Source organism: Dyella dinghuensis, from assembly GCF_003977615.1.
Classification (GTDB): domain Bacteria; phylum Pseudomonadota; class Gammaproteobacteria; order Xanthomonadales; family Rhodanobacteraceae; genus Dyella_B; species Dyella_B dinghuensis.
The window spans coordinates 372,895-386,363 of the sequence record NZ_RYZR01000006.1; the positions used below are offsets into that span (position 1 = coordinate 372,895).

The 13,469-nt window shown below is 58.6% G+C and carries 11 protein-coding genes; 4 read left to right on the forward strand and 7 right to left on the reverse strand.

Annotated features, from left to right (window positions below):
• Positions 1–20 precede the first annotated feature (20 nt).
• Positions 21–1,055: an alpha/beta hydrolase gene (locus tag EKH79_RS12650; RefSeq protein ID WP_126674180.1), complete on the reverse strand. Its 1,035-nt coding sequence runs from the start codon at positions 1,053–1,055 to the stop codon at positions 21–23.
• Between the two features lie 130 nt (positions 1,056–1,185).
• Positions 1,186–1,770 (reverse strand): hypothetical protein, encoded by a 585-nt coding sequence (locus EKH79_RS12655; protein ID WP_199754298.1) that lies wholly within the window; start codon positions 1,768–1,770, stop codon positions 1,186–1,188.
• Between the two features lie 243 nt (positions 1,771–2,013).
• On the opposite strand from EKH79_RS12655, the gene EKH79_RS12660 reads away from it, so the two are divergent.
• Both EKH79_RS12660 and EKH79_RS12665 read left to right on the forward strand, forming a co-directional pair.
• Positions 2,014–2,826, forward strand: a complete 813-nt coding sequence (locus EKH79_RS12660) for a DoxX family membrane protein (RefSeq protein WP_126674181.1) — start codon at positions 2,014–2,016, stop codon at positions 2,824–2,826.
• A 145-nt stretch (positions 2,827–2,971) separates the two neighbouring features.
• Positions 2,972–4,849 (forward strand): potassium transporter Kup, encoded by a 1,878-nt coding sequence (locus EKH79_RS12665; protein ID WP_126674182.1) that lies wholly within the window; start codon positions 2,972–2,974, stop codon positions 4,847–4,849.
• Between the two features lie 30 nt (positions 4,850–4,879).
• On the opposite strand, the gene efeB is transcribed toward EKH79_RS12665, so the two are convergent.
• From efeB to EKH79_RS12680, 3 genes are read right to left on the reverse strand one after another with little or no spacing between them, the layout of a single operon-like run.
• Positions 4,880–6,172 carry an iron uptake transporter deferrochelatase/peroxidase subunit gene (efeB, locus tag EKH79_RS12670; protein WP_126674183.1) on the reverse strand — a complete coding sequence of 431 codons (1,293 nt, stop codon included), beginning with the start codon at positions 6,170–6,172 and terminating at the stop codon, positions 4,880–4,882.
• The gene (locus EKH79_RS12675) at positions 6,169–7,338 is read right to left on the reverse strand and encodes a YncE family protein (RefSeq protein WP_126674184.1); all 1,170 of its coding nucleotides are present in this window, start codon (positions 7,336–7,338) and stop codon (positions 6,169–6,171) included. Before EKH79_RS12675 ends, efeB begins: the two co-directional genes overlap by 4 nt.
• Positions 7,339–7,364: 26 nt before the next feature.
• The gene (locus EKH79_RS12680) at positions 7,365–8,891 is read right to left on the reverse strand and encodes a carbohydrate porin (protein WP_199754300.1); all 1,527 of its coding nucleotides are present in this window, start codon (positions 8,889–8,891) and stop codon (positions 7,365–7,367) included.
• A 605-nt stretch (positions 8,892–9,496) separates the two neighbouring features.
• Here EKH79_RS12680 and EKH79_RS12685 point away from each other — a divergent pair.
• Positions 9,497–10,663 carry a GGDEF domain-containing protein gene (locus tag EKH79_RS12685; protein ID WP_158621249.1) on the forward strand — a complete coding sequence of 389 codons (1,167 nt, stop codon included), beginning with the start codon at positions 9,497–9,499 and terminating at the stop codon, positions 10,661–10,663.
• A gap of 27 nt (positions 10,664–10,690) precedes the next feature.
• Here the strand turns inward: EKH79_RS12685 and EKH79_RS19165 are convergent, their stop codons facing one another.
• Both EKH79_RS19165 and EKH79_RS12695 read right to left on the reverse strand, forming a co-directional pair.
• The gene (locus EKH79_RS19165; protein ID WP_126674186.1) at positions 10,691–11,737 is read right to left on the reverse strand and encodes a sensor domain-containing diguanylate cyclase; all 1,047 of its coding nucleotides are present in this window, start codon (positions 11,735–11,737) and stop codon (positions 10,691–10,693) included.
• A 204-nt stretch (positions 11,738–11,941) separates the two neighbouring features.
• Positions 11,942–12,367, reverse strand: a complete 426-nt coding sequence (locus EKH79_RS12695) for a hypothetical protein (protein ID WP_126674187.1) — start codon at positions 12,365–12,367, stop codon at positions 11,942–11,944.
• A 282-nt stretch (positions 12,368–12,649) separates the two neighbouring features.
• Between EKH79_RS12695 and EKH79_RS12700 the strand changes: the two genes are divergently transcribed.
• A complete protein-coding gene (locus EKH79_RS12700) occupies positions 12,650–13,330 on the forward strand; it encodes an aspartyl/asparaginyl beta-hydroxylase domain-containing protein (RefSeq protein ID WP_126674188.1) in 681 nt (226 codons plus the stop codon).
• Positions 13,331–13,469 lie beyond the last annotated feature (139 nt).

The following is a 13,469-nucleotide window of genomic DNA, read 5'->3' on the forward strand; positions in this document are numbered from 1 at the left end:
GTCAATCACAGCAGTCCTTTCTATGGGCTGTTCTTGTGCGTGGTCAGCTCTAGAAGAAAGGCTTGCGTTTGCTTCAACGCGTCGTTCGACTCCGGCAGGGTCAAATCGAATTGATATTCGTGATCCAGCGGCGGCTTGTACGACGCTGGATAAAACAGCGTTTCCACATGCACGCCCTGATGCCGCAGCGCATCGGCCAGTGCATAAGACTGTGCTGCCAATGCATCGACGTTGCCGACACTGATAAAGCTTGCAGGGAATTCAGGTGTGACATGTGATGCGACGGAAAAAACATCCAATGTAGACACTGGCGGATTTGGCGAACCGAGGTAAGACCATACAAAGGCGCGAGCGAGCCATGACGATGATGCCTCCGACACGATCGCGCGCCCATCATAGGGACCACAGAACAACACCGTTCCCAAGAGTTGCGAGCGTGCGATGCCAGGATGCATGCCTGTCGCCTTTGCATAGTCCGGCGATGAAACAAGCAATGCGACCTGCGCCGCAAGTTGCGCACCCGCCGAATCGCCCGCAAGAACGAATTGATTGCGATCCAGCTTCAGTCGTGTCGCGTTATCGGAAAGAAACGTCAATGCACGATTGAGTGCAACGACCGGCACCGGATACGGATGCTCCGGCGCCAGCGGATAATCCACCGCAACCACCGCATAACCGCCCGCAGCGAGAATGCGCGCGTAATTCGCCATTTCCGTGCGGCTGCCCGCGATGTAGCCGCCTCCATGTATCCAGAAAACGACCGGCAACGCACGACCGTCGAGCGCAGCAGGGCGATAGATATCAAGCAGCGCGCTGGGATCGCTGGGATCGTATTGGATAGCGGCCTGCGTGCGGATGCCCGGCGGTACGCGATGGCTTAGTGCCGCATCGCTTTCGATGCCGCTGCGCGAAAATTCACGGCGAATCAGCAATACCGAGGGCCATGGACTGCACTTGAAGGCAACGAATAGCGCGGCGGCAGCGATGACTATCGTGATCAGCAAGACAGCCAGCACTCGCAATAAGCGGTATCGCGCTGAGCCAACGACCGTCATGGGCACCTCGTTAGTGGCATGTCACTAGTCTTGGTTCAGGAGCCGGGATGGCATTGCCCTCAGCAACGTATCCTCGACTCCTTTTATATCTTAACTAGTTAGACAGCCGCCTGATGCCAAGACGTTTAAGTCATCGCACACGCGTGAAGTGCATCACCCAGTTCGTTTCCCAGGTCTGTCCGCCATCGGGCGAGTAAGCCTGTTCCCATTGTGCGGAGTCGGCGGTGATATGCGACCACGTGAAACGCACGCGGATGGGTTTGCCGTTGAGGGTGTCGTTCGCGTAGAACGTTCCCACACCGTTGACGAAGTTGCCTTTGACGGGCGGATCGAGATCGGCGAACGGTTCGCGGCTATCCAGCCACCAGATGGCCCACTGGCCGGATACCGGATCGTAGGAACGCAACCCGACACCCTTATAGCTTCCGCTGGGCTTGTTGATGACGTTGTCGTCGACGTTAGAGTAGCCGTTCATCAATTTGTGCATGCTGCACGTGCCGTCGAATTCCACCCACTCGTGGCTGCCGGCCAGGCGCGCCTTCAATTGGCGGTGCTGGACGTGCCAATCGCCCACGAGAAAATCAAAATCGTGTAGATGCGTGAGGTTGGGTGCCGATTGCACCGGCTTCGGTGCGTCCTGGGAAGCGCGAACCGGCACGGCAGATATGCAAGACACAAGCGCTGCGGCGATCAATACGGCATGCAGGGTTTTCATGGCGATGCTCCGTCGTTGGTGTTGAAACGAGCATGGCGCACAAAACATGTCAAAGCGTGTCATGTATTTTCATGGACGGCCGATTAGCGTTTGGTATCGGTTTCGGGCGTTTAATTGGCTCTTGCAGATCCCAGGCTTTGTCGCCTGAATGGCTGGCAGGCGGCGAGACGATAAGCAGCATCACCACACGCTGTACATCCACGAAGTTTGTCCCTTTCAACGATTGCAACAGGAGCGTTGGGTATGCGCATCATGGGTATGGGTCATCTGGCGTTTGCCTTGACAATGATCGCACTGGGTTTGCTTGGACTTTTCGCTGGTGACTTTGCGCTGGTCTGGCAGCCCGTTCCGCCAGACATTCCGGGCCGCACGATAATCGCCTGTCTGTGTGGGGCACTCATGTGTGTGATGGGTGTGGGTGTGTTGATCAAACGGACGGCCGTGCCTGCGGCATTCGCATTGACGATTTACACATTCCTGTGGGTAATGGTGTTGCACGTACCTCACTTGATAGCGTCGCCGACACAGGAAGGAAATTGGGGAGCGTGCGGTGAGATCGTCGTGCTGTTTGCTGGCGCGTGGATTCTGTATGCGTCGTTGGCGACACCAGCCGACAGGCCCTATTTTCCTGCTTTGTGCCGCGCAAAGGCTGTTCGCGTCGCGCAGATGTTATTCGCGGTAGCTGTGCCCTTTATCGGCATCGAACATTTTGTCTACGCGAAAGACACGGCCGGTCTGGTGCCATCGTGGTTGCCGTTTCACTATGGCTGGGCGTACTTCACCGGAGCTGCCCACATCGCTGCGGGCATCGCGATCTTCTTCAACATTTTGCCGCGACTGGCTGCTGCACTCGAAACTCTGATGATGGGCGTCTTCACCGCCTTCGTGTGGATTCCCATGGCGATAAACACACCGTCGCAACGATTTGTATGGACGGCATTGTTGATGTCGACGGTGATTACCACAGGCGCATGGATCGTCGCCGATTCGTACCGGAAGGCACCCTGGTTTTCCTTCAGCCGTTCGCGCAACCGGCTTCCCGAATGGGCAACCTGATGCCGCAAGGCACACGAAAGGGCCGCGAATGCGGCCCTTTCCTTATACGCGATGTGGATGGCATTGAATACAAATAAGCGACATCCATGTCATCTAAGGTATGTAGACTGGCAACCCGTCACCTACCCGACGGGCCGTTTGCACCATGACCACGGTAAATCCTTCCGAACCCTGGAAGAAACCCGCTTTGTTTGCAGCCAGCGTAGGCGCGCTGGGCGTCGTATTCGGCGATATCGGCACGAGCCCGCTATATACGTTCAAGACGGTTCTGGATATGACGGGCGGCGACAACGCGCCGACCATCTATGGCGTTATCTCGCTGCTGATCTGGACGTTGATCATCGTCACGACGATCAAGTACGCCAACTTCGCCATGCGCATCGACAACGACGGCGAAGGCGGCATTCTTGCATTGATGGCGTTGCTCGGCGTGAAGCGGCACAAGCGTCCGCTGATCGTTGCTGCGGGTCTGTTTGGCGCGGCGCTGATTTATGGAGACGGTGCGATTACGCCGGCGATCTCGGTGCTTTCTGCGCTGGAAGGTTTGAATATCGTTGCGCCATCGCTGCATCACTACGTGTTGCCGTTGGCGGTTGTCATTCTGTTTGCGCTGTTTACGCTTCAGCCGGCTGGTACTGCCCGAATCGGCCGCGCGTTTGGCCCCATCATGGCGTTATGGTTTTTGACGATGGCGGTGCTTGGCCTGTGGGGCGTTTTCAAACACCCGGCCATCTTGTGGGCGCTTAACCCGTATTACGCATTCCACTATCTGCTGCACAGCGGCGCGGCTGGCTTCCTGGTGCTCGGCGGCGTGTTTCTTTGCGTGACGGGTGCCGAGGCGCTTTATGCGGATATGGGCCATTTCGGCGCGGGTCCGATCAAACTGGCGTGGTCGACGCTGGTTTTCCCAAGTCTTGTGCTGAATTACGCCGGCCAGGGTGCGATCGTGCTTGCAGGCGCGCCAACGGAGGGCAACATTTTCTATCGGCTTTGCCCTGCACCGCTTGCGCTGCCGTTGATCATCCTGTCGACGATTGCGACGATCATCGCGAGCCAGTCGATCATCACCGGCGCTTTTTCGATGACACGCCAGGCGATCCAACTCGGCTGGATGCCGCGCCTGAAGGTGTCGCAAACTTCGGAAGAAGGGTACGGGCAGATTTATGTCGGCGCAGTCAATTGGCTGCTGATGCTGGTGACGATCGGATTGGCGCTTGGATTCCGCAAGTCCGACAACCTGGCGGCGGCTTATGGCATCGCCGTATCGGCGACGATGTTGATGACTACCGCGTTGTTGTTCATCGCCATGCGCGAAATCTGGAAGTGGAGTCTTCTTGCCAGCGGCCTCGTCGCAGGCGCGTTCTTCATCGTCGATGCATCGTTCTTTGCATCGAACATGATGAAGCTTCTGGATGGCGGCTACGTGCCGTTGCTGCTTGCGGCCTGCGTGTACTCGGTTATGTACATCTGGCACCGTGGCGCCATGGCCGTCGCGAAGCGGCTTGGCGAAGATCCGATTCCTGTCGATGCCTTTCTTGAAGACTTGCCGCATGCCGGCATCGCACGCGTGCCGGGCACCGCTGTCTTTCTGACGCGCGCCAAGGCTGTTACGCCACCTGTGATGCAGTGGTATGTGAAGCACAGCAAAGCACTGCAGCAAAACGTGCTGGCGGTGACGCTGGATATTGCATCGACGCCGTGGGTCGCTGCGAAAAATCGCGTGGCACTGGCGGAAGTCGCACCCAACTTCTGGTCGATCACCGCAACGTTTGGATTTATGGAACGGCCCGATATGCCTGCGCTGATGGCACAGATTCAAACGCACGGTTGTCCGATCGATCCAACCAGGCTCTCGTATTTCATCGGTATGGAAAAGATCGTGCCGCGCGACGACCATCACGGCTTGCCGCGATGGATCCGCGTGCCCTTCACCATGTTCTTGCGCAACAGTGCGCGCGTGACCGACTACCTGCGCATTCCTGCCAACCAGGTGGTGGATATCGGACGTCAGGTTTCCATCTGATCGATACCTCTCCGGTTCGCAGGAGAGGTATCAGGCCAGCTCGAATAGCGACTGGCCGACGTAGCCGCCTTCTTTCGCACCGGGCGGGCATGCGAACACTCCGCCGCCCACGTGCGTGACGAACTGATTGAGCATGTCGAACTTGGACATGTTCTCGAAGATCTTGATGAAACCCGTGCGCGGATCGCGCTGGTAGCACAGGAACAGCAGACCGGCATCGAACTCCATCGCCTGACGCCACGGTGGCCAGCGTTCCGCCGTAAAACTCAAACCGTTGTCGTAGGAATAGGAACGGCGCAACACCTGCGCGCCATCGTTGACAGCGGGCGCGCCCAAACGCACATGTGAGTTTTCGGGAATGACGGGATTGCCGTCGGCATCGTTGGCGTCGAGATTGAGTCCATCCATTTCGTGCTTGCTGCCAAGTGGTGCACCGGTGTCCTTGTGCCGGCCCATCACCTGTTCCTGGAAGCCAAGCTTCATGCGATCCCAATGTTCCAGCGCAATGCGAATCGGGCGGGCAACGAGATAGCTGCCGCGATTCATCCATCCGGCATCGTTACCCGCCCAGATGTATTGATCCATCATCGTGGCGCTGTTGATCGGCGGGTTCATGCTGCCGTCTTTGAAACCCATCAGATTGCGCGGCGTTCCCTTGTCTTTTTGCGCCGCCATGAATCCCGGTTGCGCCCAGCGCAATTTCGCGGAATCGTACGCGAGGCGCGAAAGTTGCCGCACTGCGTGAAACGCAACCTGCGGATCATTCGCGCACGCCTGAATGCACAGATCGCCACCGGTGCGTTCTGGAACGAGCTGATCACCGTTGAAGCGTGGAAGATCCGCCAGTGCTTCGGGGCGATGCTTCTGAATGCCGTAACGATCCACGCCATCCTTGGTCACGAACATGCCGGGACCAAATCCGAACGTGATGGTGAGGCGACTCGGCGTGAGGCCGATCGCCTCACCGGAATCGGTGGGCGGATTAGCCATGTCGTCGGTCAACGGCACGGCGGTTTGTCCCTGCGTGAGATGTGCGGATGCGTCCGTCCAACGACGCAGCAATGCGATCACGTCGTCGCGCTTGTCTGTCGTCAGATCGAACGCGGCGAAATAGACGTGACCTTGTTGCGGTGTGGTAATGCCCGCCTGATGTTCGCCCCAGAATGGAACGGTGTCGGCATCGGCATTCGTCGTCGTGCTGGAGGACTTCGCCAAAACGCGAGGCGCCGCCACGGCTGACGTGGCGGCGACAGTGGCCGCCGTAGCAGCTGAAGCGAGAAAACGTCGTCGGCTTAGTAGATCCGGATCGTCGGCGTGGCTCATTTTCCACCTCGCACCAGCGTGTTCATGTCGTCTTCGACGTAATAGAAACCCTGACCATCCGGCGTCAGCGCAATACCGAACAGATCGCCGTTGCCCGGCGGCGACTGCGCCTGATCGGAATCGATCCACTGGCTGTAAACCTGTTTGCCGGCTGCTGGATCGACTTCCACCAGCTGACCGTCCTTGCCGTTGCACACGAGCAAGTGACCGGCCGGCGTGTAGACCATCGCCAGCGGCCAGCTCAGCAATCCGCCTTGCGTGACGACTTTGCCGGTACCTGCACTGTCGGTGCGCGACGCGGCATTCGGAATCGCGGTGATGATGTTGTCCAAACCATCCGTCACATACAGCGTGTTGTCCGGTCCCAATGCGAGACCTGTAGGGCCCAACAGGAAGTTGTCGCGATCCGCGCGTGCTGAAAAACCTTCGCCAATGACGGTTTGATTCAACAACACGGGCGGTTTGCCATCGGGAATTTGTATGTTGAGCCGCAGCACCGTCGCCTTGTGGACGATTACCGGGAATCCGGTCGCCTTGTCGATGACATCCGGACCCGGCAAGCCGAAGCCGGCCATGCTGACGAACAGCGTTGCCGTGTTGCCGTTGTCGACGACACCCATATCGCCCCACGGATCGTTGATCGTCGGGCCGGACCATGCAGCGACCATCTTGCCGGTGGGATCGAGCACGATCAGGCAGCCATCGCCTTTGGTCGCCGTGGTGCCGTCGGTGCTTGGCGTGCTGCCCACGATGATCCAGCCGGTTTTCAGCATGGTCATCGCAGTGGTCAGACCCACGCCGCCGGGACATTCGGGCAACTTCGCCGGCAGCTTGGCGAATAGCATCGTCTGCTTGGTCGACGGACGGTAATCGATGATGGTGGTGCCGGTTCCTTGGAGATTCGACAGATTGTTGAAGTTGTCGACCAGCACATCGTCTTTCTGGATGGTACCTGCCGATACGGGCGCAACGACAACGGCGTACGGATTCAGATCGCCGTTATCGGTGACCGAAGACGTTAGCGTGACATGGCGATGAATGGATTCGAGCATGCCTTTGGGTGCATCCGCCTGTGCGATGCCCACCATGCCGGTCAGCCACAGACCCAGCCAAAGTGCACCGTGGCGCGCGCGTCGCTGCGTCTTGGCAGGCTTTGGTTTTGTCATTGTGCAAACATCCATCACGACATACCTCAAAACAAAATGTTGGTACGCAAGCCGAGCACGAGCTCGTTGCGAATGCGATGTGTCGGCTCGCTGGGATCGGCAACGCCCGCGCCGGGATTGAAGACGTACTGCAGATCCGGTTGCAACTGCCACCATGGGCGCACCTGATACTGGTACGTCGCTTCGACGTAGGTTTCCGAGCCCTGAATCGGGTTGTAGCTGTACGGATCGGTCAGTTCTGCGTACGTCGCGACGTCGCGGTCGTAACCTTGAATGCCGGTAGTGACGTGCACGTAACCGATGCCCACGCCGAACGTGTCGTCCGGACGATTACGGAACGGTTCGTGATACACGAGACCCGCATTCATGCTGTCGCGGATGAGATTGCGATTGTTTTGCGGTGTACCCATCACGCGAGCGAATGCATTGAGCGTGTTGTTCGGATCGTGCGCATTGCGCCACAGCATCTGATCGGCCACCGCATACAACGAGAAATTGCCGCGATGCTGACCGGGAACACCGTTGCTCTGCGGACTGGCTAGTGGCAAACCGTTCGCGTCGTAGCGCACGTCGTTGAAGCTCTCCGTGTCGTACCACGCACCGATGCGATAGGTGCGCGCCAACGGCGTCGATTCACCGGGATACACCATGCTGCCCAGCGCCGGATAGAGGTACTGCATTTCCGCCATGATCAAACGCCCGCCACCCAGTGGAAAACTGGTGCCCGATGCGTTCTGTTGCTGCGGATCGCCGGTGTTATTGCTCACCGGACTGCCGTTGTACACGCCCAGCAGCAAGTTGATCGAATCGATGGGGCGATAACGAAAGCGCACACCGAGCGCAGACAGCGGATACGCCGGTCCGCCGCCAGGCATGTTGTATGACGGCAACGCCGGCCAGCCGAACATCGTATTGACGAAGTACGACGCGTTCTGACTGACGATGAATTCCTGGTCGACGCTTTGTTGTCCGACCTTGATGTCGAGCCGGTCTTCCTCGAGAAATTTCTGGTCGTACCACATTTCCCACAGACGCGTTGCGCGATCGGCTTCGATGCCGCTAGCCGTTTGCAACGTGCCGAGATTGTCGGCGCTGAGGTTCTGCCCGTGAATCTGCAGGGCGCTGATATTGAACAGGCCGCCGTACCAGCCGAAGCCACGGTTGGTGTCCAACTGCATGACCATCTGCGTCAGACCGTCATATTGTGCGCCCTTGCGCGTACCACCCGTGACGTTGCCCAGCACCTCGCTGGTTTCCTGAATAGCCAGCGAAATGCCGTATTTGCTGAGCTTGCTGCGCAAGCCAAACATGTCGCCGAGCATGAAGTTGCTGCGCTTGAGGTTGGACAGAAAGCTGGCGAAATCCGCCGGCTGACCGTTGGCGCCTTCCTCGGAGCTGATCGGAACCGAGATCGGCGGGGGCGCCGCAAATGCCGAAGCGCAAGCCAGCAACGCGGCAACGCCTACGATTTTTCTACGGTAACGGACGGCGTTATATGGCCCGGCAGGGCTTTTTCCGCGCTCCTGCAGCCGGATAAATCGGTTCGGCATCATGCACCTTGTTGCAGCCCTGGATGTTTGCCGGGCGCCTTGCGGGGCGCGCCGACCAAGATAAGCTTAGTACGAATCATTCTCATTAACAACGTTATTCAGGGTCACGGATTGCACCATTCGCTGCGGCCGAAAGGGTTTTTCTTTGACGCCAGCTTGAAGACAGTTACGCGTTCAGAGAATGCACAGTGCTGCGTCCGGACAAGGCTCGCAGCACGCGTTTAGCGCGCGATTTCTGCGTGTTTCGACAGCGATGGCAAAACGTGTCGCTTATTGCCCTTCACACATCGTGAGAACTTGCTGCGCGCGCGTCGTCGCGCTGAAAGCGCATCTGCAGCTGAAAAATCGATGGCACGCTCTTTGCCTCATTTCCGTTCAACTTGGCAGACATGAACAGCCGCATCGAACGATCTGCCAAATCGTCCGCAACGTACTGGCAAACGAGGAGAGTAAGAAAACCATGTTGACGGCCACGCCACGCGATGTGCATTAAATCCACGTGGTAATGGGCGCATGACGACGCCTGTGCGTGCATGCATCGGTACCGGCATCAACGTCGGTGTCTACGCGCACGTATCGGCGGCGCTACCCATCACCAGGACCTCACGATGCAGCTAAACGTCGAGACACTGTCGTTTATCAATGGCGGCCAGGCCCTCGTGCTTGCGCTGATGCTTTGGTACGGCACTCACGATGGCAGCCCACATGCATTGAATGGGCTGCGCCTTCGTGCCGCGGCGTTGCTGCTGGAAGCGGTCGCAGCGTTTCTTCTTGCAGGGTCCCAATGGGTTCCTCCGCACGTACTGCTGTTGGTGGGCAATACCTGCAATCTCGCCGGTCAGGCGCTGACGGTCGTCGCACTGCGCATGCTGTTGAAGCGGCCGTTGCGCTGGCGCACGGCGCTGCTGCTGGGTGTCGCGGGATGGCTGGGCGTGACGTGGTTGAGCACGGCGCATCCCAACTATCTACTGCGTGTGATGTTCGGCTCGATCATCATCGCCTGCAATACGGGACTGAACATCCAGGCACTCTGGGGTGGGTGCCGTAAGCGCGAAACGCGCGCGCAGTGCCTGTTGCTTTGGACGTACTTCCTTTCTATCGCGTTGTTGATTTGGCGCAACGGTTCACTGCTGATTCTCTCGACGCCGCCGCAAGGCATCAGTACGCCATCGCCGGTGAATGTGATCTATGTGCTGATGCTTGGCATCCAGCCATTGCTGGCAAGCGTCGGCTTTCTGCTGCTTTACAACGAGATCCTTCAGCGCGAGCTTTACGAGCTGGCGCGCATCGACCCGCTCACGGGCGTCATCAATCGGCTCGGGTTGTTGGAAGCCTCGCAAGTGTTGCTCGAACAGGCGCGCGCCAAGCAGGAGTCGATTGGCGTGCTGCTTATCGATGCCGATCACTTCAAGAGCATCAACGATCGCTTCGGTCATGACGACGGCGATCGGGTGCTGCTCGAACTCGTCGCGAACATCCGTTGCATGCTGCGCGGGGGAGACATGGTTGGGCGTGTGGGTGGCGAGGAATTTCTCGTACTGTCTCCTTCCGTCAAGGCGCCCGATCTGTTGGCGCTTGCCGAACGCATTCGTTCGGCGATCGAACGAACCTCGTTCCACATTGCGGGACAGGCGTATGCGCTTACCGTTTCCATCGGCGCCGCCATTGCCGAAGCGCACGAACCGGACATGATGGCGGCGCGGCGACGAGCCGACGTAGCGCTTTACGACGCTAAACGCGCTGGCCGCAATTGCGTGATGATTGCGGCGCAGTAGTCGCCGACAAGGTGAGCGTCACGCGTTTCAATGCGCGCTCGCCAGCCGTTCCTTCTCTTTGCGTGCCCGCTTGACGCCATACATAGCCGCATCGGCTTCGGCCAGAAGCGCTTGTGCATCCGTGCAGCCTTGTTTGGCGACAACGACACCGATGCTGGGGCCCGCGTAATCGATGACCTCTTCGCCCAATACGTAATGGCCTTGGGTTGCCTGCACCAATCGTGCATTCAGGGCCGTGGCTGTAGCGTCGGCCGTTGCACGCTTTGCCGTCGCCACGACGACAAATTCGTCGCCGCCCAGGCGTGCGGCGAGATCGCTTCCGCGCAAGACGCCCTGCAAACGCCCACCAACGGCCTCCAAAAAGCGGTCGCCCACATCGTGTCCGTAGCGATCGTTGATCGATTTGAATTTGTCCAGATCGATGAAGGCGACGACCAATGCATAGTCTTCGTCGTGGTAAGTCATCAGGCGATTATGCATGTCCTCCATCAGTGCGCGGCGATTCGGCAAGCGCGTCGTCGCATCGGTGAGGGCACTGACGGCGAGCGAACTGTTTGCCTTGCTCAATGCATCGACGAGATGTTCGCGTTCGACCTGCTGGCCAATGAGTTGCGCAAAAAGGCGCAAGACACCTTCGGTGCTTTCCGTGAGCGGCCTGCTTTGGCCGCTGGCCGCGCACAGCGTTCCATAGAGTGCACCGCCTTCACTATGCACAGGTGTGCTGGCATAGGTGACGATGCCCAAGGCGCGTGCGGCCTCGCAGTCGCCCCAGCAATTGGCAACGTCATCGGAGTAAAACTTGCCGTCATCGAGCGCGCGTTTGCATAGCGTTCCTTCCCACGGCACGTCCAGGCCTTCGGGAATTTGCATGCGCTGCGTATTGCGCGCGAACAGGACGTGTTGAACACCGGCGCTTTCGTCGATCGTTGTAAGGTAGGTCGATTCAAGGCCGGTCACCGCTTGCAGCAGTTCGAGCAACGGCCGCACCAATTCTTCCAGGGTCTTGGCGCGCGTCACCGTCGCGGCGATAGCACCCATCAGGTCGAGAGATAGGGTTTGGGTTGTTTGCCTCATAGCGATCCGTATCGGCCGTTTCTGAATGTGTTTAAGTGCGTTTGTTGCATGCAACAAACGGGCCGCGCTGGCCGCCGGCGGAGATATTAAACGCGCTGCGTGCTGACGAAGTGAAGAGACGTCGCTCGTCCCTGAATGCCGGTCAGCGACGGCCCGGCGCGGCGTCGCGATGTCGTTACCCAGGCGGCGAACGCTGGAACGGCGTCATCCACCGGCCTGGAGTGTCCTCACCAGCGCACCGACATCTTTCACCACGTTGGGTTGGTCGTTCGGATTCGTCGCTTGCGGCGCAAAAGTGGGGTTGGACGCTGAAGGCGTCACTTTCGCGAAGGGCATCAGCAGATACATCGGCACGCGACGCGGGTCGCCGTTCTGAGCCTGTTTCTGGAACATGCCTGCAAACGGACTGGGTTGCGTTGCAAACGCCCGTTCATCCTTCCATGAGCCAGCATCGCTACTGGCCGCCTGCGGGGCGAGCTTCAGATTCAGTGGTTGACGAACTGACGATGGCGATGTGCTTTGTGAATCGCCCGCCTTTGCTGACGGGACGCTTGCGTTCTGAGCACAAGCCTGTGCGGTTGATGCAAGGCCGACCAGCAATACGGCGAAGACTGCGGTTTTGCTTCCCATGCCATTCTCCCGATGCATTCCATGTTCACTGCGTGACGCGTTATGCAGCGCAACCACGCCCCATGTCCGATCATCATAAACGCAATCTTTTGCGGACGCCTGACTGGCTGGCTTTCTGCCGGTCAACGGCACTACTGGGCGATCGTTTTGTCTCTTTGATGGAACCTTTGAACGGTCTGCTCCCCTGCGGCGAGAGATATGACGCGCTCCGGCGCCGGGCGCTACACTGAAAATGCCGGGGTAACGGCTTCTTGTACAAACAGCGAGCGAGCATCACCACGCATGAGCCTGTACGACCTGTTAGCCAACGCGGTACGCCGCCTCTACGATGCGCGCATCGATACGCCCCCGGTATTGGAGACCACCGCTTACTTTCCAGGTGCAGCGCGGTTTGTTTCGGCATGGTCCGAGATTCGCGACGAGGCGCTGTCGCTTCCCGAACGTGTGCAGTCAATACCGCGTTTCCACGAAATCATGCCGGCGCAGGCGGAGATTTCGGCGAACGACGGCAAGGATTGGCGACTCTTCATCCTGAAGGTCTACGGTGCCGAAGTGGAGAAGAACATGGCGGCATGCCCGAAGCTTGCCGAGTTGGTGTCTTCGACACCTGACGTGCTTTCCGCTTCACTGTCGTTTCTGGCGCCTGGAAAACACATTCCACGACATCGTGGTCCGTTCCGCGGTGTATTGCGTTATCAGCTCGGCCTCTCGGTTCCTTTCGACGCGCAAGGACGGCCAGCAGCCGTACTTGCACTCAACGATGTGGAACATCGCGTCGGCAATGGTCAGCAGCTACTGTGGGATGACACCTATCCGCACGAGGTGTGGAACAACAGCGATCAGATGCGGCTCGTGCTGTTGCTCGATGTGCGCCGCCCTCATATGCCATTCGACTTACGCGTGCTTTCGCGCGCACTGATTGCATCGGTGGGTATGGTGGCGCGCGTTCGTGGTGTCGCCTGATCGTCGCAGCGGCGACCGTTCCGCATCAGGCTGCCAATTCCTGAGTGTGCTGTATCCGGATGCTCCGTTTCTATTAAAAAAGCGCTAGCCGTTAATCATTCGGCTTTCGTGCCATGCACCGCTTTCTTCAATGATGACG

What these genes read in the sequence shown, in the direction of transcription:
- EKH79_RS12650 (WP_126674180.1), bottom strand. Translation starts at nt 1,055, where the DNA reads ATGACGGTCGTTGGCTCAGCGCGATACCGCTTATTGCGAGTGCTGGCT.
- EKH79_RS12655 (WP_199754298.1), bottom strand. Translation starts at nt 1,770, where the DNA reads ATGAAAACCCTGCATGCCGTATTGATCGCCGCAGCGCTTGTGTCTTGC.
- EKH79_RS12660 (WP_126674181.1), top strand. Translation starts at nt 2,014, where the DNA reads ATGCGCATCATGGGTATGGGTCATCTGGCGTTTGCCTTGACAATGATC.
- EKH79_RS12665 (WP_126674182.1), top strand. Translation starts at nt 2,972, where the DNA reads ATGACCACGGTAAATCCTTCCGAACCCTGGAAGAAACCCGCTTTGTTT.
- efeB (WP_126674183.1), bottom strand. Translation starts at nt 6,172, where the DNA reads ATGAGCCACGCCGACGATCCGGATCTACTAAGCCGACGACGTTTTCTC.
- EKH79_RS12675 (WP_126674184.1), bottom strand. Translation starts at nt 7,338, where the DNA reads ATGACAAAACCAAAGCCTGCCAAGACGCAGCGACGCGCGCGCCACGGT.
- EKH79_RS12680 (WP_199754300.1), bottom strand. Translation starts at nt 8,891, where the DNA reads ATGATGCCGAACCGATTTATCCGGCTGCAGGAGCGCGGAAAAAGCCCT.
- EKH79_RS12685 (WP_158621249.1), top strand. Translation starts at nt 9,497, where the DNA reads ATGCAGCTAAACGTCGAGACACTGTCGTTTATCAATGGCGGCCAGGCC.
- EKH79_RS19165 (WP_126674186.1), bottom strand. Translation starts at nt 11,737, where the DNA reads ATGAGGCAAACAACCCAAACCCTATCTCTCGACCTGATGGGTGCTATC.
- EKH79_RS12695 (WP_126674187.1), bottom strand. Translation starts at nt 12,367, where the DNA reads ATGGGAAGCAAAACCGCAGTCTTCGCCGTATTGCTGGTCGGCCTTGCA.
- EKH79_RS12700 (WP_126674188.1), top strand. Translation starts at nt 12,650, where the DNA reads ATGAGCCTGTACGACCTGTTAGCCAACGCGGTACGCCGCCTCTACGAT.